At 65.5% G+C, this 24,662-nt stretch carries 25 protein-coding genes, 1 tRNA gene and 1 riboswitch; of the genes, 5 read left to right on the plus strand and 21 right to left on the minus strand.

From position 1 onward, the window contains the following. Positions 1-2: 2 nt before the first annotated feature. From NKH52_RS21485 to NKH52_RS21495, 3 genes are read right to left on the minus strand one after another with little or no spacing between them, the layout of a single operon-like run. Positions 3-1,220 carry an ABC transporter permease gene (locus tag NKH52_RS21485; protein WP_352733429.1) on the minus strand — a complete coding sequence of 406 codons (1,218 nt, stop codon included), beginning with the start codon at positions 1,218-1,220 and terminating at the stop codon, positions 3-5. Then, the gene (locus NKH52_RS21490) at positions 1,217-1,930 is read right to left on the minus strand and encodes an ABC transporter ATP-binding protein (protein ID WP_027034834.1); all 714 of its coding nucleotides are present in this window, start codon (positions 1,928-1,930) and stop codon (positions 1,217-1,219) included. The genes NKH52_RS21485 and NKH52_RS21490 overlap by 4 nt, the downstream gene beginning before the upstream one ends. 4 nt (positions 1,931-1,934) lie before the next feature. After that, positions 1,935-3,227: an efflux RND transporter periplasmic adaptor subunit gene (locus tag NKH52_RS21495; protein WP_352733426.1), complete on the minus strand. Its 1,293-nt coding sequence runs from the start codon at positions 3,225-3,227 to the stop codon at positions 1,935-1,937. A 101-nt stretch (positions 3,228-3,328) separates the two neighbouring features. On the opposite strand from NKH52_RS21495, the gene NKH52_RS21500 reads away from it, so the two are divergent. Both NKH52_RS21500 and NKH52_RS21505 read left to right on the plus strand, forming a co-directional pair. After that, positions 3,329-4,237 (plus strand): PhzF family phenazine biosynthesis protein, encoded by a 909-nt coding sequence (locus NKH52_RS21500; protein WP_352551912.1) that lies wholly within the window; start codon positions 3,329-3,331, stop codon positions 4,235-4,237. A 106-nt stretch (positions 4,238-4,343) separates the two neighbouring features. Then, positions 4,344-4,419: transfer RNA gene (locus NKH52_RS21505), tRNA-Lys, on the plus strand. Between the two features lie 110 nt (positions 4,420-4,529). Here NKH52_RS21505 and NKH52_RS21510 read toward each other — a convergent pair. The 8 genes from NKH52_RS21510 to cbiE form a co-directional block, all read right to left on the minus strand. Then, positions 4,530-4,817: a hypothetical protein gene (locus tag NKH52_RS21510; RefSeq protein ID WP_352733424.1), complete on the minus strand. Its 288-nt coding sequence runs from the start codon at positions 4,815-4,817 to the stop codon at positions 4,530-4,532. A gap of 63 nt (positions 4,818-4,880) precedes the next feature. Continuing rightward, positions 4,881-5,891 carry a nicotinate-nucleotide--dimethylbenzimidazole phosphoribosyltransferase gene (cobT, locus tag NKH52_RS21515; RefSeq protein WP_352733421.1) on the minus strand — a complete coding sequence of 337 codons (1,011 nt, stop codon included), beginning with the start codon at positions 5,889-5,891 and terminating at the stop codon, positions 4,881-4,883. Between the two features lie 51 nt (positions 5,892-5,942). Next, complete coding sequence (locus NKH52_RS21520) at positions 5,943-6,719, minus strand: adenosylcobinamide-GDP ribazoletransferase (RefSeq protein WP_352733418.1); 777 nt, start codon at positions 6,717-6,719, stop codon at positions 5,943-5,945. A gap of 3 nt (positions 6,720-6,722) precedes the next feature. Then, positions 6,723-8,036 (minus strand): cobyrinic acid a,c-diamide synthase CobB, encoded by a 1,314-nt coding sequence (locus NKH52_RS21525; RefSeq protein WP_352733415.1) that lies wholly within the window; start codon positions 8,034-8,036, stop codon positions 6,723-6,725. Beyond that, complete coding sequence (cobA, locus tag NKH52_RS21530) at positions 8,033-8,851, minus strand: uroporphyrinogen-III C-methyltransferase (RefSeq protein WP_352733412.1); 819 nt, start codon at positions 8,849-8,851, stop codon at positions 8,033-8,035. Before cobA ends, NKH52_RS21525 begins: the two co-directional genes overlap by 4 nt. Continuing rightward, positions 8,848-9,612: a precorrin-4 C(11)-methyltransferase gene (cobM, locus tag NKH52_RS21535; protein WP_352733409.1), complete on the minus strand. Its 765-nt coding sequence runs from the start codon at positions 9,610-9,612 to the stop codon at positions 8,848-8,850. Before cobM ends, cobA begins: the two co-directional genes overlap by 4 nt. Continuing rightward, complete coding sequence (locus NKH52_RS21540; protein WP_352733406.1) at positions 9,609-9,995, minus strand: cobalamin biosynthesis protein; 387 nt, start codon at positions 9,993-9,995, stop codon at positions 9,609-9,611. Before NKH52_RS21540 ends, cobM begins: the two co-directional genes overlap by 4 nt. Next, entirely contained in the window at positions 9,992-11,233 is a 1,242-nt protein-coding gene (gene cbiE, locus NKH52_RS21545) for a precorrin-6y C5,15-methyltransferase (decarboxylating) subunit CbiE (RefSeq protein WP_352733404.1), read from the minus strand. Before cbiE ends, NKH52_RS21540 begins: the two co-directional genes overlap by 4 nt. Position 11,234: 1 nt before the next feature. Between cbiE and NKH52_RS21550 the strand changes: the two genes are divergently transcribed. After that, positions 11,235-12,011 (plus strand): cobalt-precorrin-6A reductase, encoded by a 777-nt coding sequence (locus tag NKH52_RS21550; RefSeq protein ID WP_352733401.1) that lies wholly within the window; start codon positions 11,235-11,237, stop codon positions 12,009-12,011. On the opposite strand, the gene NKH52_RS21555 is transcribed toward NKH52_RS21550, so the two are convergent. The 10 genes from NKH52_RS21555 to NKH52_RS21600 all read right to left on the minus strand — a co-directional run bounded on the left by NKH52_RS21555 (position 11,975) and on the right by NKH52_RS21600 (position 23,392). Then, the gene (locus NKH52_RS21555; RefSeq protein ID WP_352733399.1) at positions 11,975-12,739 is read right to left on the minus strand and encodes a precorrin-3B C(17)-methyltransferase; all 765 of its coding nucleotides are present in this window, start codon (positions 12,737-12,739) and stop codon (positions 11,975-11,977) included. The genes NKH52_RS21550 and NKH52_RS21555 overlap by 37 nt on opposite strands. Then, positions 12,736-13,494 carry a precorrin-2 C(20)-methyltransferase gene (locus NKH52_RS21560; RefSeq protein WP_352733396.1) on the minus strand — a complete coding sequence of 253 codons (759 nt, stop codon included), beginning with the start codon at positions 13,492-13,494 and terminating at the stop codon, positions 12,736-12,738. Before NKH52_RS21560 ends, NKH52_RS21555 begins: the two co-directional genes overlap by 4 nt. Next, positions 13,491-14,123, minus strand: coding sequence for a precorrin-8X methylmutase (locus tag NKH52_RS21565; protein WP_352733393.1), 633 nt, complete (start codon positions 14,121-14,123; stop codon positions 13,491-13,493). The genes NKH52_RS21560 and NKH52_RS21565 overlap by 4 nt, the downstream gene beginning before the upstream one ends. A 2-nt stretch (positions 14,124-14,125) precedes the next feature. Continuing rightward, positions 14,126-15,622, minus strand: a complete 1,497-nt coding sequence (cobG, locus tag NKH52_RS21570) for a precorrin-3B synthase (protein WP_352733390.1) — start codon at positions 15,620-15,622, stop codon at positions 14,126-14,128. Beyond that, on the minus strand, positions 15,619-19,353 hold the full coding sequence (locus tag NKH52_RS21575) for a cobaltochelatase subunit CobN (protein ID WP_352733388.1): 3,735 nt from the start codon (positions 19,351-19,353) through the stop codon (positions 15,619-15,621). Before NKH52_RS21575 ends, cobG begins: the two co-directional genes overlap by 4 nt. An 18-nt stretch (positions 19,354-19,371) precedes the next feature. Next, positions 19,372-20,409, minus strand: a complete 1,038-nt coding sequence (cobW, locus tag NKH52_RS21580) for a cobalamin biosynthesis protein CobW (protein ID WP_023812393.1) — start codon at positions 20,407-20,409, stop codon at positions 19,372-19,374. A 2-nt stretch (positions 20,410-20,411) separates the two neighbouring features. Next, complete coding sequence (locus tag NKH52_RS21585) at positions 20,412-20,840, minus strand: DUF1636 family protein (protein WP_352733385.1); 429 nt, start codon at positions 20,838-20,840, stop codon at positions 20,412-20,414. A 39-nt stretch (positions 20,841-20,879) separates the two neighbouring features. After that, a riboswitch (cobalamin riboswitch) is annotated at positions 20,880-21,083 on the minus strand. Positions 21,084-21,128: 45 nt separating this feature from the next. Beyond that, positions 21,129-21,425, minus strand: coding sequence for a hypothetical protein (locus NKH52_RS21590; protein WP_352733382.1), 297 nt, complete (start codon positions 21,423-21,425; stop codon positions 21,129-21,131). A gap of 29 nt (positions 21,426-21,454) precedes the next feature. Next, complete coding sequence (locus NKH52_RS21595) at positions 21,455-22,132, minus strand: DUF6348 family protein (RefSeq protein WP_352967775.1); 678 nt, start codon at positions 22,130-22,132, stop codon at positions 21,455-21,457. Positions 22,133-22,183: 51 nt separating this feature from the next. After that, positions 22,184-23,392, minus strand: coding sequence for a winged helix-turn-helix domain-containing protein (locus tag NKH52_RS21600; RefSeq protein ID WP_352733377.1), 1,209 nt, complete (start codon positions 23,390-23,392; stop codon positions 22,184-22,186). Positions 23,393-23,723: 331 nt separating this feature from the next. On the opposite strand from NKH52_RS21600, the gene NKH52_RS21605 reads away from it, so the two are divergent. Together NKH52_RS21605 and NKH52_RS21610 are read left to right on the plus strand one after the other, a co-directional pair. Further along, complete coding sequence (locus tag NKH52_RS21605; protein ID WP_010910112.1) at positions 23,724-24,089, plus strand: NADH-quinone oxidoreductase subunit A; 366 nt, start codon at positions 23,724-23,726, stop codon at positions 24,087-24,089. After that, positions 24,080-24,661: a NuoB/complex I 20 kDa subunit family protein gene (locus NKH52_RS21610; RefSeq protein ID WP_013531090.1), complete on the plus strand. Its 582-nt coding sequence runs from the start codon at positions 24,080-24,082 to the stop codon at positions 24,659-24,661. Before NKH52_RS21605 ends, NKH52_RS21610 begins: the two co-directional genes overlap by 10 nt. The last annotated feature ends 1 nt before the right edge of the window (position 24,662 follow it).

A 24,662-nucleotide genomic window follows, 5' to 3' on the forward strand; every position in this document is an offset into this window, starting at 1 on the left:
CCCTACTCGTGCCTTAGCGCGTCGATCGGATCGAGCCTTGCGCCGCGCAGAGCAGGGAAGAAGCCGAACACCATGCCGATCAGCGCGGAAAAGCCGACGGCGAGCAGGATCACCGCCGGGCTCGGCGCGAACGGGATGGTCAGCGTCACCGCGGCGAGGCCGGCCAGCGCCAGGCCGAGCAGGATGCCGATGATGCCGCCGAGCAGCGACAGCACCGTCGCCTCGACCAGGAACTGGATCAGTATGTGCTTTTCATGCGCGCCGATGGCGAGCCTGATGCCGATCTCGCGTGTGCGTTCGGTGACCGACACCAGCATGATGTTCATGATGCCGATGCCGCCGACCAGCAGGCTGACGCCGGCGACGGCGCCCAGCATGCCGGTCATGGTGGTTGTGGCGCTGGCCATGGCGTCGGCGATCTGGGTCATGTCGCGGATGGCGAAATCGCTCTCGCGGTCGGGCGTGATGCGGCGCGCGTCTCGCAAAATGTCCTCGACGCGGGGCTGCAACTCGCTGGTCGGCGTGCGGTCGTCGGCGGCGATGTATATGTTGTCGATGTCGCGGTTGCCGGCGATGCGGCGCTGGTAGGCGTGCAGCGGCATCAGCACGACATTGTCCTGGTCCTGGCCGAAGCCGGTATAGCCCTTGGGCTCGAGCAGGCCGATGATCTTGCAGGAGGTGCGGTTGACGCGGATGATCTCGCCCTCCGGATCGCCGGCGCCGAAGAACTGCTGGCGCACCGTTTCGCCGATCAGGCACACGCCGGTGCCCGAGCGGGTTTCGGAATCGCTGAACGGGCGGCCCGACACCAGCTTCCAGTCGCGCGCATCGAGATAGGCGCTGTCGGTGCCGGTGACGCCCGAGGTCAGGCTCTCGGTGCCGAAGATGACACGCACCTGCTTTTGCGAGGCCGGCGAAATCGCGCGCGCGCCGCTGAGATGCGCCACAAGTGCCGCAAGGTCCTTTTCCGCGAGCGGACGCACCACCTGGTCGAGCCCGCCCGGTCCGCCGGGGCCGGCCGGACGGCCGGAGCGGACCACCAGCAGATTGCTGCCGAGCTTGGAGATGTCGGCCTTGACCTTTGCTGTGGTGCCCGAGCCGATGGTCAGCATGGCGATGACGGCGGCAACGCCGATGACGATGCCGAGCAGCGTCAGGAACGAGCGCAGCACGTTGCGGCGGATCGAGCGCAGCGAGAGGCGGACGGTTTCCCAGATCATGGCTGTGCGATCTCCAGCTTCCTGGAATCCGAAGCGACATGGCCGTCGAGGAAGCGGATGGTGCGCTCGGCATAGTCGGCGACGTCGGCCTCATGCGTGACCATGGCGATGGTCAGGCCAAGCTCGGTGTTGAGCCGGGTGAGCAGCTCCATGATCTCGTGCGTGCGGGCGGTGTCGAGATTGCCGGTCGGCTCGTCGGCGACGAGGAGTGTCGGGCGGGTGACGATGGCGCGCGCGATCGCCACGCGCTGCTGCTGGCCGCCGGACAGTTCGGCCGGCGTGTGGTGCTCGCGGCCGACAAGGCCGACCTCCGCCAAGGCCTGCATGGCGAGGTCGCGGCGCTCGCGGGCGGCGACGCCGCGATAGATCAGCGGCAGTTCGACATTTTCGGCCGCCGTGGTGCGGGCCAGCAGGTTGTAGCCCTGGAAGACGAAGCCGACATAAAGGTTGCGCAGCATGGCGCGGCGGTTACGGTCGAGGCGGCCGGCATCGATGCCCATGAAGGAATAGGTTCCGGCCGTCGGCGTGTCGAGGCAGCCGATGATGTTCATCGCCGTCGACTTGCCGGAGCCGGACGGCCCCATGATGGCGACGAATTCGCCACGCCGGATGGCAAGATCGACGCCGGCCAGCGCATGCACCTTGGCCTCGCCCTGGCCATAGCTCTTCCAGACCTTGTCGAAGGTGATGAGGGTCGCGCCCGCAGCCACGGCGTCAGCTCCGCTGCTGCGACGCAGTGATGATTTGAGCGCCTTCATCCAGGCCCGAAATGATCTCGGTCAGCTCGCCGTCGGTGGAGCCGATCTTGACGTTGACCGGACGCGGGCGCCCGTTTTCCAGCACATAGAGCGTGCGCGAGCCGTCAGTGGGCACTGTGGCGGCCTGGCGCTGGCGGTTGCCGCCGGGGCGCCCCATGCGGCCGGTGAACAGGTCGCTCAGGCTCCAGCCGCGGGCGGCCTGTTGGGCAGGGCGATAGCGGAAGGCGGTGGCGGGTACGGTGAGCACGCCCTTGGCCTGCTTGGTGACGACCGAAACGGTGGCGGTCATGCCGGGCCGCAGCAACAACTCGTTGTTGTCGACCTCGAGCCGCGCATTGTAGGTGACGACGCCGTCGGTGGTGACCGAGGCATAGGAGATGTCGCGGATCTCGGCATCGAACGGCCGCTCGGGGAAGGCATCCACGGTGAAGCGGGCGTGCTGGCCTGACTTGACCGCGCCGATGTCGGCCTCGTCGACCGCCGCCACCAGTTCCATGTTCCTGAGATCGGCGGCGATGATGAACAGCACCGGCGCCTGCAGCGAGGAGGCAACCGTCTGGCCGGGATCGACCGATCGCGTCAGCACGATGCCGTCGATCGGCGCATAGATGGTGCTCTTGGCAAGGTCGGTCTGCTGCGCCTTGAGGTCGGCCTGGGCGATGGCGAGGTTGGCCTGCGCACTGTCCAGCGCTGCCTTGGAACGGTCGCGCGTGGCGGTTGCTGCTTCAAGCGACTGGTCGGTCGCCATGCCGCGCCTGGTCAGTTCCGCGGCGCGCACCAGCGCCTTCTCGTTTTCGGCCAGCGTAACCGTGGCGTCCTCGACATTGGCGGCGGCGGCCTTTGCCGAAGCTTCGGCGCGCTCGATCTGGACCTCGAGTTTCACCGTGTCGAGTGTCGCCAGCACGTCACCCTTCTTGACCTGCTGGTTCTCCTCGGCCGAGACCGAGCGGATGATGCCGGACAGTTCGCTTGAAATGTCGACCTGGGTGAGCGGCTGCAGCGTGCCGGTCGCCGACACCGCGACGGTGAGGTCGGCCTTGGCGGCAGGCACGGTGGTGTAGTCGATCCTGGCCGGCGAGCCGGCATACCACTGATAGGCACCAAGCCCGGCGACGAGCACGATCAGCGCCAGCAGCGCATAGAGCCAGCCGCGCCGGCGCGACTTGCGCCGCCCCGTCTGGTCGAGCCCAAGCGCCGTCTCGATGGCGGAATCCGATTCCGTCTTTGGCAGATTGACAATCTGGTCCACGCTGGACCCCTATAATGCGTAATGTCCCTATCTGTGCACAGATCAGGCTTACTGGTTCAAATATCAAATTAAATTTCGCCCATGTTTGGATTGAGGCAGGAATGAAAACCCGGAATTACTTGCTTTACGATGTGTTTACGACCGAGCGACTGGCCGGCAATCCCTTGGCCGTCGTGCTGGACAGCAAGGGATTGGACACGGCCGCGATGCAGGCCATCGCGCGCGAGTTCAACCTGTCGGAATCGGTTTTCGTGCTGCCGCCGGACAATCCCAAGCACAAAAACCGCATTCGAATCTTCACCCCCGACTATGAAATGCCGTTCGCCGGTCATCCGACGGTCGGCGCCGCGATCGCGCTGGCCGAACTGGCGGAGGAGGGCGGCGCCGGCATCTTCGTGCTGGAGGAAAACATCGGCCCGGTGCGTTGCGCCGTCAGCAAGCACGACGGCAATACCTTCGCCGAGTTCGACCTGGCGAAGCTGCCGGAACCGCTGAAGCTCGAGGCCGATCCGGAGGCGATCGGCGCCGCCCTTGGGTTGACGCCGCATGAAATCGGCTTCGAGAATCACCGCGTCGCGTTCTGGTCGGCCGGCGTGCCCTACGTCACCATTCCGGTTGCCAATCTCGAGGCGGCGGGCCGGATCCGGCTGGACAACCAGGCCTGGTCGGAACTGGCGCCGCGCAAGAGCGAGTGGGCCTTCGCCAGTCCCTATGTCTACTGCCGCGAAACGGTGAACCACGAAAGCGCCTTCCATGTGCGCATGATCGTGCCCGGCACGCCTTCCTACGAGGATCCGGCGACCGGCTCGGCGGCTGCGGCCTTTGCCGGCGCCATCATGCATTTCGACGCGCCGACCGACGGCATTTCGCAGCTGTGGATCGAGCAGGGGCTGGAGATGGGCCGGCCATCGCGCATCCGCCTCGAACTGACCGTGCAAGGCGGAAAACTGGCCTCGGCGCGCATTGGCGGCAACGCGATCAAGGTGGCGGAGGGCAAGCTGTTCGTCTGATCGCGGCGGGCTGAAAGCGATTTGTCGGGAAATGACTCCGGCAGGGCTGGACATGACGGATGGTGGCGGCTATATGCCCGCCAACGCCGGTTTTTGCCGGCCGAGTGGGTGCGTAGCTCAGTTGGTAGAGCAGCTGACTCTTAATCAGCGGGTCCACAGTTCAATCCTGTGCGCACCCACCAAATTCCTAGAAGACTTGGTGGAAAGACCCTGAAAGCGAGACGCGTTTGGCGCGTCTCGGGCCAATGGTCTGGCCCCGATGTTTAACCAGCAATGGTGGGCCTCAAGCGATCTAACCGCGTCGAGAAATGCGGCTCAGAAACCTGCCGAATCGAAATGCAATACTTTCTTTCGCGCTTGCAGTTTCGTTGACATCAACTCCACCTTCCCCGCCTGAGAAATCGCTGATGAGCCACCAGAAGAAGACCAGGAAGACAACGAAAATGCCGGTATCGATCGGGCCATGACTTGAATAGCTGCTGTGGCGGAGTACAGCGGCGACCGCCCCGGCGATAAACACTGCAGCTGCGGCAGGATGAAGTTTCTTCATCCGCAAGATATATTTGAGAATCTGGGCCATTGGAAGACGCCGGCGACACTACTTTTCACGTGGCTTGTATGCCTTGAGCAGGGAAGTTGACGATTACTTCTCCGAAACGCCAGCCTCGGCAAAACTCGCCATACGGGCATGGCACTCCAGCGCCGAACGGACGATGTTGACGGCGAGGCAGGCGCCGGAGCCTTCGCCGAGCCGCATGCCGAGATCGAGCAGCGGCGGCAGGCCGAGGGCTTCGAGCAGGCCGCGATGGCCCGACTCGGCCGACACGTGAGCGGCGATGGTGTGGGCGAGCCCGGTCGGGTGCAGCTTTGCCAGTGGGGCCGCGGCTGCGGTGCAGACGAAGCCGTCGAGCAGCACGGGTATGCCCAGATGGCGGGCGGCGAGCGTGGCGCCGAAGATGGCGGCGAGTTCGCGGCCTCCGAGTGCCGCAGCAATGCCAAGCGGATCGGCAAGGACGGCGGCGTGGCGCTTCAGGCCAGCTTCGATGGCGACCACCTTGCGCTTCAACCCGGCGTCATCGACACCGGTACCGCGTCCGGTCCATTTTTCCGCGCCACCGCCGAACAAAGCCGCCGTGATGGCGGCGGCCGGCGTGGTGTTGCCGATGCCCATCTCGCCGAAGCAGATCAGGTCGAGATCTTTTGTAACCGCGTCATAGCCGGTGGATACTGCGGCGAGAAACGCCTTGTCGTCCATGGCCGGACCTTGCGTGAAGTCGCCCGTGGGATAGTCGAGATCGAGCGGAATGACGTCGAGTTCGGCGCCAGCCATACGGGCGAGCTGATTGATGGCGGCACCGCCACCGGCGAAGTTCGCCACCATCTGCACGGTGACCTCAGAAGGATAGGCCGACACACCTTGCGCGGTGACGCCATGGTTGCCGGCGAAGACGAAAACCTTGACGCGGTCGAGCTTTGGCATGTTGCGGCCCTGCCAGCGCGCCAGCCATGCCGCGATCGCCTCCAGCCGGCCGAGGCTGCCTTGCGGCTTGGTCAGCGTGTCCTGGCGGCGGGCGACCGCATTGGCCGCGGCATCGCTGCCGGCCGGCAGGTCGAGGCAGGCGGCGCGCAATTCACTAAGGGATTTGAAGGGCATGGGGGCAAAGTCTCCGAAAAGGAATCAGGCCAAGAGAATCAGGCCAGGGGATCAGGAAAGCGCTACGGAAGCGACGAGCAGCACCGCGATCTCGCTTGCCTGCTGCAAGGCTCCGATCGTGTCGCCGGTCTGGCCATCGATCTGGTTGAGGCAAAGGGCGCGGAAAGCGGCAAACAGCAGGCCAAGCAGGATCAGCGCGAAGACGGCGCCGCCCAATCCGAGCAGGAGCAGCGGGATCGCGCCGAGCACGGCGCCGGCCATGGCGGTTTCCTGCGAGACGGTGCCGGCATCGGCCGAGAGGCCGTCGACGCGCGCTGGAGGCAGCAGATGCATGAAAGCGCCGATCACGCCGCGCGAGGCCGCGTGTGCGGCTATGAGGGCGAAGAGGGCCTGAGTGGGATCGACGAACTCCGACAGCGCGCTCCAGCGGATCAGCAGCGACAGGCCAAGCGCCGCCGCACCATAGGCGCCGATGCGGCTGTCGCGCATGATCTCGAGTTTTTTGCCGCGTGATTTGCCGCCGCCAAAACCGTCGGCGACGTCGGATAGCCCGTCCTCATGCAGGCAGCCGGTGGTGAGCACGGTTGCCACGAGAGCAAGTGCCGCCGCCGGACCGATGGCAAGGCCAAACCGTTCCGCCGTGGCAAAGACGATCGCGCCGATCAAGCCGACGACAAGTCCGGCAATGGGGGCCGCCCAGATCGCCGCGGCGAGGCTGCGGCCGCGGAAATCGAAGACGGGCAGCGGCAGACGGGTGAAGAAGACCAGGCATAGCGCGATGTCGTCGACGACCTGCCGCGGGGAAAGGGCCAGATTCCTGAACTTCATGCTCTAGCCCCTCGCAATGGCATGGAAGAAGGTGCCGCTGACATGGCCGCGCCGGTAGCCCGAGGCGCCGATCGGATTGCCCTGCCCGTCGGCGAGGTCGGCGAGCGGCTCGTCATTGCCGGTGGCCGTCATCTGCGCATAGTGGAATTCGTGGCCTCGGATCAGCGCCCCAGCCGAGCCCAGCGGGCAGTCGGCGCGCAACCGCGCCTCGCGGTAGCCGAGATTCATCTTGCGTTTGGCGAAGCTGGTGGAATGGCCGAGCAGGCCGAGCATCGCATGCGTGTCGCCCGACGCGTCCTCCAGCGCTTCGCCCAGCACCATGAAGCCACCGCACTCGCCATGGATGGGCTTCGTCGCGGCGAAACGCACCATGCCGGCGCGGAAAGTCGCGGCGGCGGCGAGCTTTCCGGCATGAAGCTCGGGATAGCCGCCGGGCAGCCAGCAGACATCGCAAGCCTCGTCGGGCGCTTCATCGGCAAGCGGCGAGAACGGGACGATTTCCGCACCCGCCTTGCGCCAGTAGGCGGCGACATGTGGATAGAGGAAGGTGAAGGCGGCATCCTCGGCCAGTGCGATGCGCTGGCCGGGCGGCGCCAGCGCGTCGGCGAAGCCGCCTTCTACCGGGGTGAAGGGCGTTGCCAGGGCCATAATGGCATCGAGGTCGAGCGACTTTTCCGCCATGTCGGCCAGCCGGTCGAGATGCGCCATCAGGTCGTCATATTCTCCAGCCTGGACGAGGCCGAGATGGCGTTCGGGCAAATTGAGCGTGGGATCGCGCAGGATGGCGCCGACGACCGGCAGGCCGATCGCCTCGATGGCCTCGCTGCACAGCTTGCGGTGCCGCTCGCTGCCCAGCCGGTTGAGCACGACGCCCGCCATGCGCACATCCGGATCATAGGTGGCAAAACCCTTGGCGACGGCGGCCGCGGTGGTCGACTGGCCGGAAACGTCGAGCACCAGCAGCACCGGCAAGCCGTAGAGCCGGGCCAGATCGGCCGCCGAGCCGGTGCGCCCCGGCGAGGCCGGAATGCCATCGAACAGGCCCATGGCGCTTTCGAGGATGACGAAATCGGTGTCATCGGCGGCCTGCGCGGCGAGCGCGTTGAGCAGCGATGGTGGCATCGCCCAGCTGTCCAGATTGACGCCGGACAGGCCCGTGGCGGCGGTGTGGAAGCCGGGGTCGATATAGTCGGGGCCGGATTTGGCGCCGCGCACTTTCAACCCGCGCCGTGTGAGCGCGCGTAAAATGCCGATGGTGACGCTGGTCTTGCCGGAGCCGGAGCGCGGCGCGCCGATGATGATCGCGCGGGCGGTCACAAAGCACCTACCAGTGCCGCGCGCATGGCGACGATGCCGCCGACGACGATCAGCGCCGGCGAGGCAAGGCCGGCGGCCGCGGCTTCCTCGGCAATGGTGGCGAGCGTGGCGACGACGGTTCGTTCCTGCGGCGTCGTCGCGGCGACGATCACTGCCGCCGGTGTCGACGGCGCCAGTCCGCCATCCAGCAGTGCGGCTGATATCAGCGGCAGATTGGCCATGCCCATATAGACGACGACAGGCTGGCCGGTGCGGGCGATTGCCGCCCAGTCGAGATCGTCATCGGTGCCGGCGGCGTGGCCGGTGGCCAGGATCACCGCCTTGTTGATGCCGCGCATGGTGGCGGGAATGCCGGTCGCGGCCAGCGCGCTGAGGCCCGAGGTCAGGCCTGGCAGCACGCGGAACGGGATGTTTTCACGCGCCAGCGCCAGAGCTTCTTCGCCGCCACGGCCGAAAATATAGGGATCGCCGCCCTTCAGCCTGACGACGCGGCGGCCGTCGCGCGCCAGCCGCACCAGCAGCGCGGTGATGTCGTCCTGTTTCATTGACGGTTTGCCGCCGCGCTTGCCGGCAAAGAAAAGCTCGGCATTTTCGGCGACGGCGACGACATCTGGGGAGACCAGCGCGTCATAGACGACCGCATCCGCCTCGGCCAAGGCCGCCAGCACTTCGAGCGTCAGGCAGCCGGGGTCGCCGGGGCCGGCGCCGGCCAGCCAGACGTGACCCGGTTCCAGTTGGCGCGGCTTGAAGTTCAGCCGCGCAAAAGCCTGTTCGAGCCTGGCGTTTTCGCCCTTGTTTTTGGTGCTGCCGCTCACAATCCGTCCCGTCCGCGAAAACGCCGCTGGTAGTGGGCGTCGTATAATGAACTCTCGCCAAAACCTTCCGCCGCCAGCGAGCGGCCGACAAAGATGATCGCCGTGCGCTCCATCGGATCGGCGGCGAGCAGCGCCTCGATGGTTGCCAGCGTCCCGGCCAGCACGCGCTCGTCCGGCCAGGAAGCGCGGAAGACGACCGCCACCGGGCAATCGCCGCCATAGTGCGGCGTGAGCTCGGCGACGATGCGGTCGATGGCGTGGATGGCAAGATGAATAGCCAGCGTGGCGCCGGTGCGGCCGAAGCCGGCCAGCGTTTCGCCGGGCGGCATTTTCGATGCGCGCCCGGAAATGCGGGTCAGCACCAGGCTTTGCGCGATCTCGGGAATGGTCAGTTCGCGGCGCAATGCGGCGGCAGCAGCGGCGAAGGAGGGGACGCCGGGCGTCAGCGTGTAGGGAATGCCATGCCTTTCCAACCGGCGGATCTGCTCGGCCACGGCGCTCCATACAGACAGGTCGCCGGAATGCAGGCGGGCGACATCGTGGCCAACCTTGTGCGCCGCGACATACTCGGCCTCGATCTCGTCGAGCGACATAGGTGCGGTGTCGATCAGTTTTGTCCCCGGCGCGCAGTGCTGCAGCAATTCGGGCGCGACGATCGAGCCGGCATGAAGGCAGACCGGGCAGCTTGCCAGCAGCCTCGCACCGCGCAGCGTGATGAGGTCGGCGGCACCCGGACCGGCGCCGATGAAATGGACGGTCATGGCGCATCTCCACTGATGGCGATGGCGCAGGTGACCGGGCCGAGCACCGTGCGGGGCCCGAGCAGTCTGGCGCCTTTGCCGGCGACGGCAAGGGCGGATGCCTCGGAAACCGATGGGGTGCCGGCGAGTTCTTGCGAGAGCTCGGAATGGCTGAGCGTGTCCGACGAGGCGGCCTGAAGTGCTGAGTTGTCGACGACGATGACCGGAAGGTTCAGCACGCGGCCAGCGGTGGCGATCGCTTCTTCATCCTTCTTGAACTCGGCAGTTGCCAGCGCCGAAAGCGCCGTCATCGCCAGCCCGTAGGCTTCGAGGGCGGTTTCGATCGCGGCAAGCACGTCTTCGACGCTCACGCCCTTTCGGCAGCCTATGCCCGCGACCATCATGGCTTCACCCAGCTCCATTGCGTGACCGGCATGGCTGGCCGCCATGCCTGCATCGCGCCGACCGGCGACGCGCGAGAGATGGCGATGCGGGTGAGATCGCCGCCAAGCGAGACATGGCGGGCGAGAAGCAAGGCTTCCATCTCCAGCGTCACCGCATTGGCCACAAGACGGCCGCCAGTGCGCAGCGCTTTGATGGCAGCGTTCAAGACGCCGGCATCGCTGCCGCCGCCGCCAATGAAGATCGCGTCAGGTGTCTCCAGCCTGGCAAGTGCCTTGGGGGCGCTGCCTTCCACCACGACAAGGCCGGGAACACCACAGGCGGCGGCGTTGCGGCCAATGCGGGCGGCGCGGATCGGGTCGGTCTCGACGGCAATCGTGCGCATCGAGGGATGGGCCAGCATCCATTCGATGCCGATGGAACCGGAACCAGCGCCGATGTCCCACAGCAACTCGCCGCGCTTCGGCGCCAGCGCCGACAGGGTGACGGCACGGATTTCGCGCTTGGTGATCTGGCCGTCATGGTCGAACAGATGATCGGCAAGGCCTGATGTGAGCGGCAGGACGCGCGCATCCGGACCGGATTCAACTTCGATCGCCAGCACGTTGAGCGGATTGATGCTTTCGAGGTCGAAGGCATCGGCGCGGATCGTGCGGTGGCTCTCGCTTGGCCCACCCAACGCCTCCAGGATCGTCAGCCGCGATGCGCCGAAGTCGAGTTCGGTGAGCAGGCGCGCTATTGCCGCCGGCGCATCGCTATCCGACGTCAGTGCCAAGATGCGCGCGCCTGGCTGCAGCAGCGGCCGGATCAAGTCGAGCGGCCGGCCGTGCAGCGAGACGGTCTCGATGTCCTGCAGCGCCCAACCAAGGCGCGCGGCCGCCAGCGAAACGGCCGACGGTGCGGGGATGACATGCATCTCCTGTGGCTTGACCTTGCGCGCGAGGGTGGCGCCGACGCCGTGGAAGAACGGATCGCCGGAAGCGAGCACGCAGACGCGCCTACCCGCAAGCGCCAGCACGTCAGCCATCTCGGCATCGAACGGAACCGGCCACGGGTGCGGCTCGCCCTTGGCGCAGGAAGCGACCAGCGCCAGGTGCCGCTTGCCGCCGAAGATGATCTCCGCCTGGGCAATCCGCTGCTTGGCCTCGTCGCCGAGACCCGCTAAACCGTCCTCGCCGATACCGACGATGGTGAGCCATCTTGAGGTGAGCTTGGCGCCGCGCGGACCCTTAGCAGGCATGATGACCCACCGCATTCTGATCCTCGGCGGTACCACGGAAGCCCGGCAACTGGCCGGAAAACTGGCGGCGCGCGCCTCGATCACGCTCTCGCTGGCCGGCCGCACCGAAAGCCCGGTCGCACAGGGCGTGCCGGTGCGAACCGGAGGCTTTGGCGGCGCCGACGGGCTGGCTGCTTACCTGCGGGAGACGGGCACCGACCTGCTGATCGACGCCACGCACCCCTATGCGGCGCAGATCTCCGCCAGTGCCGCGCAAGCCGCGCGCGTTGCCGGCGTGCCGATCCTTGCCCTGCGGCGCCCTGGCTGGGAGCCTGTCGAAGGCGACCGCTGGACGCTGGTCGATATGTTCGGCGATGCCGCGCAAGCGCTTGGACCGGCGCCGCGCCGTGTCTTTCTGGCGCTGGGCCGGCAAGAGGTCGCCGCCTTTGAAGCAGCACCCCAGCACCACTATCTCATTCGCAGTGTCGATCCGGTCGAGCCCACGTTGGCCGTGCCTGATGCCGAATATCTGTTGGCCCGTGGCCCGTTTCGCGAGCCCGATGAGCGCGCGCTGCTCGAAAAGCATCGCATCGAAGTCGTCGTGTCCAAGAACAGCGGCGGCGCGGCCACATACGGCAAGATCGCTGCGGCGCGGGCGCTTGGCCTCGACGTGGTCATGGTCCGACGGCCTGATCTGCCGGATGTGCCTTCGGCTGAAACCGTCGAACAGCTCGCCGCTATTGTCGATCAATTTGGGGTCGATCATTTTGTCGAGCCCGCTGCCGAACGCGGCGTGTAGACCAGCGCCGGCTTCTCTGCGCGCCTGATGATCCGGGTTTCCGGCGAACCGATGATGATACAAGTGGCCATGTCGGCCTTTTGCGCGTCGACGTCTGCCAGCAGGTAGACCTCGATACGCTCGTCCGGGCGGCCGGCGGCGCGGCCGAAGATCACCGGCGTGGTGCCGGGCAGGATGGCAGTGAGGCATTCGAAGGCGCGGCCGAGCTGCCAGGGCCGCGCCTTGCTGATCGGGTTGTAGAGCGCGATGACGAAGCCGGCGCCGGCCGCTGCCAGCAAGCGCAGTTCGATCAGCTCCCACGGCTTGAGATTGTCGGACAGCGAGATGGCACAGAAATCATGGCCGAGCGGCGCGCCGATGCGGGCGGCAACGGCAAGCATGGCGGTGATGCCAGGCACGACAGCAACATCGACCGTGCGCCATTCGGCCGGGCCGGCCTCGATCGCTTCGCAAACGGCCGCAGCCATGGCGAACACGCCGGGATCGCCTCCAGAGACCACCGCGACGTCGTGGCCCTCGGCGGCTTTGATCAGTGCGTCCTTGGAGCGGGCGAGTTCCTCGCGATTGTCGGAAGCGACGCGGGTCTGATCCGGGCGCAATTCCAGCCGGTCGAGATACGGTTTGTAGCCGTAAAAGAATTTCGCCTCGGCGACAGCGCGGCTGGCTTCCGGCGTGACTTGATCGGCATTGCCGGGGCCAAGGCCGATGAGGGTGAGACGGCCGCTCATGCTTGCGCTCCCAAAACGCCGGGGCGGCCGGACCAGCCGGCAACCAGCACGATGGCGAAGTAGGGCGCTTTGTCGTCCTGTTTGTCGGCAAGCTTCATCGAGACGCTGCCGGCCATGGTGCCGCGCTCGACATAGACGGCGCGCGACAGCTTGGCCGTCGCCTCCAGCGCCCGCCTGATCTTGGGCAGGTTACGGCCGACCTTCATGATGACGGCGGCATCGGTGTCAGCCAGCCGGCGCGTCAGCTCGAACTCGCTCATCGTGCCGGGCAGCACCGTCAGCACATCGTCGCCCTGGACGATCGGAATACCCGTCTGCGACCAGCAGCCGGACATGGCGGTGACGCCGGGAATGACTTCGGTCGGGAAGCGATGGGCGAGGCGCACATGCAGATGCATATAGGAGCCGTAGAAAAGCGGGTCGCCTTCGGACAGCACGGCAACCATCCTGCCGGCTTCGAGGTGCTCGGCGACCCTCTCGGCCGACTCCTCATAGAAAGCCGTGATCTGCGACCGGTAGTCGTCGTGGTCCTTGTCGATTTCGGTGGTGACGGGATAGAGCAGCGGCAATTCCGTCATTTCGGGCCGGAACTGCGCTTCGACAATGGCACGCGCGTTGCTGTTGTTGCCGCGCTTGGCGAAATAGGCCACGACATCGGCTTCCGCCAAGGCGCGCGCGGCTTTTAGCGTCAGCAGTTCGGGGTCGCCGGGACCGGTGCCGACGCCGACGAGACGGCCTTTGAGAAGGGCGTTCACAGGCCGGGCCTCGCCAGTGAATTGAGCGCTGCGGCGGTCATGGCGCTGCCGCCGAGCCGTCCGCGCACGATGGCGTAGGGAACGCCATAGGAATTCTCGGCCAGCGCGTCCTTCGATTCGGCAGCGCCGACGAAGCCGACCGGCATGCCGATGATGGCCGCCGGTTTCGGCGCGCCGTCGCGCAACTTCTCCAAGAGATAGAAGAGCGCGGTCGGCGCGTTGCCGATGGCGACCACCGAACCGGCCATGCGGTCGCCCCACAGGTCGATCGCGGCGGCGGAGCGGGTGTTGCCGATCACCCTGGCAATGTCGTGCGTGCGCGGATCGCGCAAGGTGCAGATCACCTCGTTGCCCGCCGGCAGCCTGGCGCGGGTGACGCCGTGCGAGACCATCTGCGCGTCGCAGAAGATCGGTGCGCCAGCCGCCAAAGCGGTGCGCGCGGCGGCAACGAAATCGGCGGAGAAGACAAAATGACTTGATGCTTCGACCTGGCCGCAGGCATGGATCATGCGGATGGCGACATCGGCCTCGGCTTCGGAGAAGCGCGAAAGATCGGCCTCGGCGCGGATGATGGCGAAGGAGCGCTCGTAGATCGCCGTGCCGTCATGGATATAGTCGTAGGCGGCCATGCTCATTTCCGTTTTTCAGTTTGGGCCTGTCGGTAAGCCTCGGCGATGCCGGCCGGCCCGAGCCTTGTCAGGCAAGCGGCGGCGGTTTCGCCTTGGTATCGTGTGCTGCGGATCATTGCCGCGACGCGGCCGATGCCGCGCGCAGCGTCATAGCCCGGCCTGTAGCCGGCAGGAAGAGCCTTTGCCGTCGCGTCCACGACAAGTCCGGCTCCGTTTTCGCCGCCGACTATGGTTAGCGCCGCCGGACCAGGGTGGGCACAGCCCTTGGCGCAGCCGGAAATGTGCAGGGTGAAGTCGAGACTATCGGCGTTTTCAGCGGCGATCGTCTCGGCAATGTCGCGCGTGGCGATCCGCCCGGAGGCGCAGGCCGGCGTGCCAGGGCAGGCGGCGATGCGCGTGCGCGGGTCGGTGGGGGAGGTGACGAAGCCGAGGGTGGCGGCGGTGTGTTGAAGGGCTTGGTTGGCGCTCGTCGGCTGACCGAGGAAGAGCAGGGCGCGGCCGGGGGCTAGGCGGATTTCGGTTGTGCCGAGGGTGAGCGCATTCCGGGCGAGGTCGATGATCTTGTCTGCCGGCATGCTGCCGTAGGGGAGAGCGACGCCGAGGGCGTGGTCGGTCGATAAGGAGAAAAGACCGATAGGTCGGCGATCCTGCACACCCCCCTCTGTCCTGCCGGACATCTCCCCCGCAAGGGGGGAGATTGAGCCGCCATTGGCGCTTTCGCCAATTGCCGACGTCACGCCCACCGCCGACGTTGCAGGACGAGAGCCGGCGTGGGAACTGCCGATCTCCCCCCTTGCGGGGGAGATGTCCGGCAGGACAGAGGGGGGTGTGACGGAGTGCCAACCTGCGAGAGAGACCAGTTGGCGCTCCGTCAAATCCCTCGCATGGGCCCCCGGACCCTTCTCGGCAATCATCCTGAGCACCGCAACGGCAATATCGCGCGCTACATCGTCATCGACCGTCGCAAGCGGCCTCGCGCTTTGACCATCACCGGCAACAGACACAGCCCACGGCACGCCAGCGCTGGCCCGCACCGCCTTCAGCCTCACATCGGCCGTGACCGCATCCAACCCAAGCTGCCCGCCACCATCGACAATCACCGAAACCTTCGGCCCCAGCCGTTGCGTCAGCCCAGCCTCTTCAATCGCCGCCCTGATCCGCTCGGCCAGCGGCCGGGGATCGGCAATCTCTTGCGGATCGATGCCGGCCAGCGGCCCGGTCTCGACCGGCACGCCGGTGCGCAGCGCGATATCAAGCGCATCGACCTCCGCCGCCAGCAGCGCAGCACTTTCAGCAGTCAGCCCGCGTATCTGCAGGCTGCCGCGCGCGGTCACTTCCATGATGCCGTTGCCATGCCGCAAAGCCGATTCGGCTAACCCGATCAAAAGTTTCGGCGACAATCTTCCAGCAACCGGGTTGAGTCGCACCAGCAGGCCGTCGCCTGTCTGCATCGGCGCCGACAAAGCCGGACAGGCGCCGCGGCGCGAAAAGGCGTTCATGCCGCCACCCCAAGCGCTTCAGCCTCGGCAATCAGGGCGGTGAGATCGTCGTCGATGGAATTGCGCAAGGGATGCCAGAGGCCGCGCCGGCGCGCCGACAGGAAGCGCTCGGCGATGACTTTCGCTGCGGCCGGGTTTTCGCGCAGGATGAAGGCGCGGACAGCCGGATCGCCGACATACGCATCATGCACCGCCTCGATCAGCGCTCCCGAAATGGCGTGCGTGGTTTCGGCAAAGCCGACCAGCCGGTCGACCGTTTCGGCGAATTCGGAGGCGCCGCGCGGGCCATGGCGCATCTGGCCTGATATGAAGCGTGGATTGACGGCGCGTGCGCGAACCACCCGCGACACAGCCTCGCTGACCGAGCGCGCCTTCGGCTTTTGCGGGCCCGTGGTGTCGAGCACGATGACGTCGGCATTCCTGCCGAGCGTTGCCAAGGCGGCCGAAAAGCCGCCGATGAAGGCGACGTCGGCGGAGCCCTCGAGGATATCGCGGCCGGGGTCGTCGCCGGTGTGGACGAGAAGATCGGCTTCGGCGATGCGGCCTTCGAAGGCGCCGGGCGCCGAGATGCCTTCTCCTTCTGCGCCGCCATAGGCGTGCGATGTGGCATCGAGATAGGCGCGGCCGATTTCTTCGCGCGCGGCCCAGTTGCCGGAGGACAAGATATCCTCGACGCCGGCGCCATAGGTGCCGGGCGAGGTGCCGAAGATGCGCGGGCTGAGCTTGCCATCGGCACGGGTTTTGGCCGCGAGCGGGTTTTCCGTATCGTCCTCGTCGCGGGCGGCGACCGCGTTGGCGGCGGCATCGATCAGTGCGATCTGGGTCGGGAACATATCGCGGAACAGGCCTGATATGCGCCAGGTGACGTCGACGCGTGGCCTTCCGAGCGTGGCCGGCGGCAATACCTCGATGCCGGTGATGCGGCCGGTCGCCGAATCCCATTGCGGCCGGCAGCCCATCAGCGCCAATCCTTGCGCGATCTCCTCGCCGCCGGTGCGCAGTGAGGCCGAGCCCCACAGGTCGATGACCAGCGAGCGCGGCCAGTCGCCATGCGATTGCATGTAGCCGCGCACGACTTCCTCCGCCGCTGCCTTGCCCAGATCATAGGCGGTCGGCGTCGGCATGGTGCGCGGGTCCGAGGTGAACAGGTTGCGGCCGGTGGGCAGAACGTCGGAGCGACCCCGCGCGGGCGCGCCGGCCGGGCCGGCCTTGACGTGGCGGCCATCGAGCGCGGCGAGCAGCGCCGCCTTCTCGGCTTCAGCGCTTTGTCGCCGCATGGCGTCGGGCTCATCCTCCGGAGCGCGGCCGTAGATATGCAGCCCGTCCTTGATGGCAAAATCCTTGAGGTCACAGAGCCAGGCGTCGATGCGGCGCAGCGCTTCGTCGGGTGCGTCGGTCGTGGCGACGCCGGCTTCGGAGGCGAGACCGGTCTTTTGCGCGGTGTCGACGATCAGCTTCGCCAGACGGTCTCGGCGGCGGCGGTCGAGCCCGTCGGCCTGGGCATATTCATCGACCAGCCGCTCGAGCTTGTGTTGGTTTTCGTCGAGCCCGGCGCCGGTCAGCGGCGGTGGCAGATGGCCAAGGGTGACGGCGGCAATGCGCCGCTTGGCTTGCGCCGCTTCGCCTGGGTTGGAGACGATGAAGGGATAGATGACGGGCAAGGCGCCGGTGACGATCTCGGGAAAGCAGTTTTCCGAGAGCGCAACCGTCTTGCCCGGGAGCCATTCCAGCGTGCCATGCGCGCCGACATGGACCAGCGCGTGGATGCCGAGCGACTTGCGCAGCCATAGGCCGAAGGCGATCAGCGCATGGCGCGGCGGCAGTGTCGGGTCATGGTAGTCGGCGCGGCGATCGGCGGAGCGGCCGCGATCCGGGGCGAGGGCGACGGTGATGTTGCCGAAGGTGGCGGCGCGGAAGGGGAAGTGGGCGGCGGTCGGTCGCGAAGGTTGGCGCGAGGCGCCCCCCTCTGTCCTGCCGGACATCTCCCCCTCTAGGGGGGAGATTGGCAGCTTTGGCGCTTCGTCCATATCTGCCACGTTGGCGATTGGCGAAAGCTGAGATGAGAGCGCAATCTCCCCCCTGGAGGGGGAGATGTCCGGCAGGACAGAGGGGGGCGCCTCGCGCAGACCTGTCTTTTCTGCCTTCCCCCACGCCGCTTCGACGGCAGCAATTGCTGCCGTCGGCAATTCCGTCGAAAAGTCCAGATACTCCTCCAGCCCCAGCCCATCCTTGCCCCGCTCCAGCAAATCCAGCAATTCGCGCGGTGTCTGCGGAATTCCCTCAACCGCATAGCCCTGCTCCTTCAGGTCATGCAGCATGGCCAGCACGCTGGACGGAACGTCGAGGCCGACGGCATAGCCGGTGCGGCCGGGCGCGCTCGGATAATCCGGGATCAGGATGGCCAGCTTGCGCTCGGCGCGGGGCGTCTCCTGCAGGCGGATGAAGGCCGCGACGCGGTCAGCCACCTGCGCCACACGATCCGGTTCCGGCCGGTTGGCGAAGGCGCGGTGGCCAAGTGCGGGATCGGTCTCGCTTTCGCCCTTGAAGGAAATCGCGCCGGCCAGGATGCGGCCGTCGAGTTCGGGCAGCACGACATGCATGGCGAGGTCGGCGGGCGCCAGGCCGCGCTGGTTGTTCTCCCAGATGTCGCGGCGGGTGGTGGCGACGATGACCTGGAAGACCGGCACGCCGGCGCGGTCGAACAGGGTCTCATTGCCGGGCTCGGCGCCGGACGCGAAAGCGGTCGCGGTGATGATGGCGGCGGGTTTGAGCGTGGCGAGTGCTGTTTCCACGAATGCCAGGGATGATGGGTCCTTGAGGCTGGAGACGAAGATCGGGACCGGGGCGATGCCGCGCTGGCCGAGCGCTTCAAAAAGTGCGTCGATCGGCGCGACATCGGCGGCCAGCAGCATCGAGCGGTAGAACAGGATGGGGATGATAGGAGCGTTGACGTTGTCAGCGTCGAGTTCCGTCACACCCCCCTCTGTCCTGCCGGACATCTCCCCCGCAAGGGGGAAGATTGCGCTATCATTGGAGATTTCGCCAATTGTCGAGGTTGCGGACGCGTCAGCTTCTAATGAAACGGGAAAAGAGCCGGCTTTGATGAAGTCCGATCTCCCCCCTTGCGGGGGAGATGTCCGGCAGGACAGAGGGGGGCGTGAAGGATCACCAACGACCCCGAGTCCTGGCTCATAAAACCCGGCTTTCGGCACTGGAACCGGCTCTGTAACAACCGCATCCTGCCCCGCCAGCCGCGCCAATCTCCGCACCAGCGCGCTCATATTCGCCGGGCCGCCCTCGCGGAAATAGTCGAGCAGGCCATCGAGCTCCTCGCGCGGCAGCGTCGAGGCTTCGATCAGGCGCAGATCCTCGTCGCGGCATTCGCCGGGCAGCAGCGCCAGCTTTATGCCGTGTGCGCGGGCGGTCGAGGCAAGCTGGTCGCAGCCGTAGCGCCACCAGTCGTAGCCGCCGAGGATGCGCACGAGGATGATTTTGGCGTGGCGGGCGACGCTGTCGACCCAGAGGTCGACGGACATCGGATGGCGCAAGTCGCGAAGAGCAGCCAGCCGCATCGAGGGCAGGTGTTCCGCATCGGCCTTCCAGGCTGCCGCCAGTCCGGCGAGATCGCTGTCGGTGAAGGACAGGGCCACGATATCCGCCGGCGTCTGCCGCAGATCGACCGGCTCGGCGAGGTCGTCGAGCGAGGCGGATGTCGTGGTGAGGATGTGCATCGCAACCCGTGTCCGAGATCAGCCGGCGAGTATACGCTCGATCGCCGGGCGGTTCAGCCCCTTCAGGCCGATGACGACGAGGCGCGAACGGCGGTCGTCCTGCGCCGTCCAGGCGCGGTCATAGTAATGATTGACGCGCGGCCCGACAGCCTGCAGCAAGAGCCGCATCGGCTTGCCACCGACCTCGACGAAGCCTTTTACACGCAGCACGTTCTCTTCTTCGGCGACGGTGGCGACGCGCTTTGCCAACTCGTCCGGATTGGCGATCGAGGCAATGTCGACGATGAAGGTGTCGAAGTCGTCATGCTCATGGTCGAATGCGCCGTCATGGTGGGACTTGCGGTTTTCGATGTCGTCCTCGACGGCGAGACCGAGCCCGAGCAGCACCGAGGGATCGACCTTGCCATGCGACGTCGGCACGATCTTCACCGCGCGGGCGGAATGTTCGTTGATGATGGCGTTGGCGCGGGCGGTGCCGGCGGCGTCCATCAGGTCGCTCTTCGACAGGATGATCAGGTCGGCGCAGGCGATCTGATCCTCGAACACTTCTTCCACCGGATCGTCATGGTCGAGCGTCTCGTCCCCGGCGCGCTGCGCCTGCAAGGCGTCCATGTCGTTGGCGACGCGGCCTTCGGCCAGCGCCGGGCCGTCGACCACGGCGATGACGCCATCGACTGTGACGCGGCTCTTCACGCTCGGCCACTGGAAGGCCTGGACCAGCGGCTTGGGCAGCGCCAGGCCCGAGGTTTCGATCAGGATATGGTCGACCCTCGGCGTCAGCGACAGGATCTTGTCAAGCGCCGGCACGAAATCGTCGGCGACGGTGCAGCAGATGCAGCCATTGGCCAGTTCGACGATGTTTTCCTCCGGGCAGGTGTCGATGCCGCAGCCCTTCAAAATCTCGCCGTCGATGCCGATGTCGCCGAATTCGTTGACGATGATGGCAATGCGTTTGCCGCCGGCGTTTTCCAGGAGATGGCGGACCAGCGTCGTCTTGCCGGCGCCGAGGAAGCCGGTGACGACGGTGCAGGGAACGCGCGAGACGGAAGCAGTCATGGTCAATCCTTCAGCAGGTCTAGGGGAGGGATGCGGGCAACGAGGCCGCGCTTCAGGCTATCGGGACGGCCACGCCACGGGATCAGGCCGTCGGTCGAGGTGGCGAAAAGCTTGGCACCCGTGATGAGGTCGGCGCCGCTGGTCGCTGTCAGGTCGCCGAAGACATAACTCCAGCAACCGTCGCGCAGGATGGCGGCGCTCAGGCGGCGCTTGCAATTGCCGAGGCATTCGACGCTGCGGATGCGGATGTTATCGCCAGATGCGGCGCGGCGCGTGTCGTCCGCCAGCAATTCGCCGGCGCGGGGATGAGCGTCGGCGCCGGTCTCATCGCGGCAGGAGGCGCAGACGATGATGGTGACGCCGGCCAAGGCATCATCATGGCCGGACGAAATATCCGCTGTGCCAGCCGAAAAACTGCTGTCGTGGTCCAAAGATCGGGCTCCTTGCCCGGAAACCCGCCGGGCGATCGGATTCTAAAGTCGCAGACGGCAGGTCTCCTGGCTCGCGGGTCATCGCCTTGGTAGCCGCCTTCCCGGGAACTCCCCAGTGGCTTTCGGCCTTGGCTCTTCGCTTACAGTTGCGGGGACAGCCGCGGATTTGGGATTTTGCCCCGCACCGCATTCCCTCTTAGCTCTTGCCGTTGCGGGCAAGAGACCATCTGAACCGGATTTAGGCTTTTGCGGGCAGCGGTGTCAACGCAACGCAGGGGCAATCTGAAATCAGGGGCGGGGACGCTTCACTACCACTGACCGCTCTTCGCGAATGCCATCTTCGTTGTTGGAATCAGGAAAAGCTGTAACGAAAGCCGTCAGAAGGATATCTCCATCTTGCCGGTCCAGCCATCCGGCGCTGTCACCCACATCGAAGTAAATGCCATCAACTTTGAAGCCAAATGTGTCTCCAGCAGGTCTAGGGTAGCGTTTTCGGATTGCCTGCGCATGTACGTCCCATGAAAAGGACGAAATCCTATCGAGGCACTCCTGCACCTCTTGGGTCAGCCTGGCTTTGATATCCATTGTTTATCCGCTAGCCTGTGTACGTTGGCTCAATTGTTATCTCCCGGCAACGCAAGGATGACCTGACGCAGCGCCTGGTACCCGTCGCCGTGGTGCCAGTCCTGATCAACGAGGAGCTCTTGACCTTCCGGCCAAGTTTCGTTGTCCAGGAGAATTTCGTTGCCGACCAGTGCTCCGCCATAGCTCGCCAGGAATATCCGGATGAAATGACTGCCAGGGCGAACCTTAGCCGTGAACAGTTTTTTCAAGCGGGCATAAAACGCTGGATATGTCCGGTTGAGAGTGCATTCCACTGCAGCCTGTGTGATCACAGGTCCACCGTAGATCTTCCAGCCAGCATCATTCCGTTGCCAGAATGCAATCTCGGCTTGCATGTTCTCGCAAACATGCTCCGCAAGGCCCTCGATCAGCACATGAAATACACCGATCAGGAATTTTCCGAATGCTTGGAAAATCGCCTGTTCACGCGTGTCGCCCAGTCCAACAAAAGATTCGATGACCGGCTGAGTGCCTAGCAACGGTGAGAAGACGTAGATTTCGAGAACAAGCCTGCGACCCGAGCCTGACGGCTCCTTGTCGAAAACTTGGGCTTCAAAGCGCAGGTCTTCCAGTTCAATCCTGACATCGTTCTGTCCACGGATGGCGCTGATCCCATGCGCAATCAACGCTTCGTGAATCAGGTCGAGAACCTCTTGCGATGCCATCATTGAACCTAGGCCGACAAAACTCCCTCAAACGGCTGCAGCCGACGGCTGATGTCAAGAGCGCCCGTCGCTGATCACGCTCAGCAGCGCCGGACCCAAATCCCCGGCAGGCGTCACTTCGATGCGTTCGAGACCGAGCCAGCCCTGCATCTGCTTCAATTCCTCGAACAGCTCTGCAGCGGTTTCAGGCGGCGCGCCAGCCTCCGCATAGGCCGCATGGACGCGCAGCACGCTGGCCGGACGGTCGGCCTTGAGGTCGACGCGTGCCACGATCCTGTCGCCGAGCAGGAACGGCAGGACATAATAGCCGTATTGCCGCTTGTCGGCCGGCGTGTAGATTTCGATGCGGTAGTGGAAGTCGAACAGCCGCTCGGTGCGCGAACGCTCGAAGACGACCGGATCGAAGGGTGCCAGCAGGGCGCGGGCCCCGACTTTGCGCGGCAGGCGGGCATCCCGGTGAAGATAGGCCGGCTTGTCCCAGCCTTCGACACGCACCGGCAGCAACTCGCCCGTTTCAACCAGTTCCTCCAACCGGCCTTTCATATCGGCCGGCGACAGGCGGAAATAATCGCGCAAATCGCCTGAAGTGCCCACGCCGTGGGCGCGGGCGGAAATGCGCAGCAATTCGCGGTGCGCGTCCTCAGGCGTCGGCACCGGGAGGTCGAGGACCGCCTGCGGCAGCACGCGCTCGGGCAGATCATAGAAACGCTCGAACCCGCGACGGTGCGCCGTGGTGATGCGGCCGGCCCAGAACAGCCATTCGAAGGCGTGCTTGGCATGGCTCCAGCCCCACCAGCCGCCCGAGCCTTTCTGGCCCTCCAGCGCGGAAGCGGCGATCGGGCCGCGCTCGGCGACCTGACGGTAGATCTCTTCGATATAGGAAGCGTGTTCGCGGCCCCATTTGGCGAGCCCCAGATACATTTCCTCGCCGCGCTCGGCGCGCTGCATGCGCCAGCGCATCAGCGGGTATGTCTCGACCGGCAGGAAGGAGGCCTCGTGCGCCCAGTATTCGAAAACCGTGCGCTTGCGCGTCACGGCCGCGTTGTCGAGCAGCGAGAACGGGTAGGGGCCAAGGCGCGAATAGAGCGGCATATAATGAGCGCGCACCACCGCGCTGACGGAATCGATCTGCAGCAGGCCGGTGCGGGAGAGGGTGCGAGCAAAATGCCGGCGGTCGGGCGTACCGGTCGGGCGGGGATCGAGAAACCCCTGGGCGGCAAGCGCGATGCGACGGGCCGTGGGGAGCGAGATCTTTTCCTTCATGCAGGCATCACTTTGAAGTGTTTTGACCGAGGGTCGAATGGCTGATTCCAACCCATGCTAGCAGGGTTTTGGCGGCATCCATGTCAGGAGAGAAAAGTGGAGTGAAAAGCGAAGGAAATCAAACAGGAGCGGATCGGACCAGTTTGCCGCGATATGCCGTCCAGGTCGGTGTTTTGAACAAGGTTTGACTTGCTTCGCTGGAAGTGCTGCGCTAACCCTCGCCGCGTTGCAGCATAGGCCCTTAAAACGGTTCAGCGGTTAAACTGTCACGCTTCCGCATTAGGGTCCGGTGCTGTAATCAAAGTGGATTGGCACCAACGGAAAGCCGAGCATGAACGCACTCTTGAGCTCATACCTGCCCATCGTCCTGTTCATAGGCGTGGCGCTGGTTGTCGGCCTGGCGCTGCTGGCCGCGCCCTTCCTGGTGGCCTACCGCAATCCCGATCCCGAAAAGCTTTCCGCCTACGAGTGCGGTTTCAACTCGTTCGACGACGCGCGCATGAAGTTCGATATCCGCTTCTACCTGGTGTCGATCCTGTTCATCATCTTCGACCTGGAAGTGGCCTTCCTGTTTCCGTGGGCGGTGTCGTTTTCGAAGATCGGCATGCTCGGTTTCTGGTCGATGATGGTGTTTTTGGCGGTGCTGACCATCGGCTTTGCCTATGAATGGAAAAAAGGAGCGCTGGAATGGGATTGAACGACAGTTCAGGCACCCTCGTCGCGCCGAAGCCCAAGGGCATCATCGATCCCAACACCGGCAGGCCGGTAGGGGAGGACGATCCCTTCTTCCTCGAGATCAACAACGAGTTGGCCGACAAGGGCTTTCTGGTCACTTCGACCGAGGCGCTCATCACCTGGGCGCGCAGCGGGTCGCTGATGTTCATGACGTTCGGCCTCGCCTGCTGCGCGGTCGAGATGATCCACACCTCGATGCCGCGCTATGATTCGGAGCGGTTCGGCGTCGCGCCACGCGCGTCTCCGCGTCAGTCCGACATCATGATCGTCGCCGGCACGCTGACCAACAAGATGGCGCCGGCGCTGCGCAAGGTCTACGACCAGATGCCGGAGCCGCGCTACGTCATCTCGATGGGCTCCTGCGCCAATGGTGGCGGCTATTACCACTATTCCTATTCGGTGGTGCGCGGCTGCGACCGCATCGTGCCGGTCGACATCTATGTGCCCGGCTGTCCGCCGAGCGCCGAAGCGTTGCTGTACGGCATTCTTCTGCTGCAGAAGAAGATCCGCCGCACCGGCACGATCGAACGGTAAA

Source organism: Mesorhizobium sp. M1066 (genome assembly GCF_040318635.1).
GTDB lineage: Bacteria > Pseudomonadota > Alphaproteobacteria > Rhizobiales > Rhizobiaceae > Mesorhizobium.

What these genes read in the sequence shown, in the direction of transcription:
- NKH52_RS21550 (WP_352733401.1), top strand. Translation starts at nt 11,235, where the DNA reads ATGACCCACCGCATTCTGATCCTCGGCGGTACCACGGAAGCCCGGCAA.
- cobW (WP_023812393.1), bottom strand. Translation starts at nt 20,409, where the DNA reads ATGACTGCTTCCGTCTCGCGCGTTCCCTGCACCGTCGTCACCGGCTTC.
- NKH52_RS21605 (WP_010910112.1), top strand. Translation starts at nt 23,724, where the DNA reads ATGAACGCACTCTTGAGCTCATACCTGCCCATCGTCCTGTTCATAGGC.
- cbiE (WP_352733404.1), bottom strand. Translation starts at nt 11,233, where the DNA reads ATGCCTGCTAAGGGTCCGCGCGGCGCCAAGCTCACCTCAAGATGGCTC.
- NKH52_RS21510 (WP_352733424.1), bottom strand. Translation starts at nt 4,817, where the DNA reads ATGGCCCAGATTCTCAAATATATCTTGCGGATGAAGAAACTTCATCCT.
- cobT (WP_352733421.1), bottom strand. Translation starts at nt 5,891, where the DNA reads ATGCCCTTCAAATCCCTTAGTGAATTGCGCGCCGCCTGCCTCGACCTG.
- NKH52_RS21610 (WP_013531090.1), top strand. Translation starts at nt 24,080, where the DNA reads ATGGGATTGAACGACAGTTCAGGCACCCTCGTCGCGCCGAAGCCCAAG.
- cobM (WP_352733409.1), bottom strand. Translation starts at nt 9,612, where the DNA reads ATGACCGTCCATTTCATCGGCGCCGGTCCGGGTGCCGCCGACCTCATC.
- NKH52_RS21540 (WP_352733406.1), bottom strand. Translation starts at nt 9,995, where the DNA reads ATGATGGTCGCGGGCATAGGCTGCCGAAAGGGCGTGAGCGTCGAAGAC.
- NKH52_RS21565 (WP_352733393.1), bottom strand. Translation starts at nt 14,123, where the DNA reads ATGGCCGCCTACGACTATATCCATGACGGCACGGCGATCTACGAGCGC.
- NKH52_RS21600 (WP_352733377.1), bottom strand. Translation starts at nt 23,392, where the DNA reads ATGAAGGAAAAGATCTCGCTCCCCACGGCCCGTCGCATCGCGCTTGCC.
- NKH52_RS21590 (WP_352733382.1), bottom strand. Translation starts at nt 21,425, where the DNA reads ATGGATATCAAAGCCAGGCTGACCCAAGAGGTGCAGGAGTGCCTCGAT.
- NKH52_RS21520 (WP_352733418.1), bottom strand. Translation starts at nt 6,719, where the DNA reads ATGAAGTTCAGGAATCTGGCCCTTTCCCCGCGGCAGGTCGTCGACGAC.
- NKH52_RS21575 (WP_352733388.1), bottom strand. Translation starts at nt 19,353, where the DNA reads ATGCACATCCTCACCACGACATCCGCCTCGCTCGACGACCTCGCCGAG.
- cobG (WP_352733390.1), bottom strand. Translation starts at nt 15,622, where the DNA reads ATGAACGCCTTTTCGCGCCGCGGCGCCTGTCCGGCTTTGTCGGCGCCG.
- NKH52_RS21485 (WP_352733429.1), bottom strand. Translation starts at nt 1,220, where the DNA reads ATGATCTGGGAAACCGTCCGCCTCTCGCTGCGCTCGATCCGCCGCAAC.
- NKH52_RS21595 (WP_352967775.1), bottom strand. Translation starts at nt 22,132, where the DNA reads ATGATGGCATCGCAAGAGGTTCTCGACCTGATTCACGAAGCGTTGATT.
- NKH52_RS21500 (WP_352551912.1), top strand. Translation starts at nt 3,329, where the DNA reads ATGAAAACCCGGAATTACTTGCTTTACGATGTGTTTACGACCGAGCGA.
- NKH52_RS21555 (WP_352733399.1), bottom strand. Translation starts at nt 12,739, where the DNA reads ATGAGCGGCCGTCTCACCCTCATCGGCCTTGGCCCCGGCAATGCCGAT.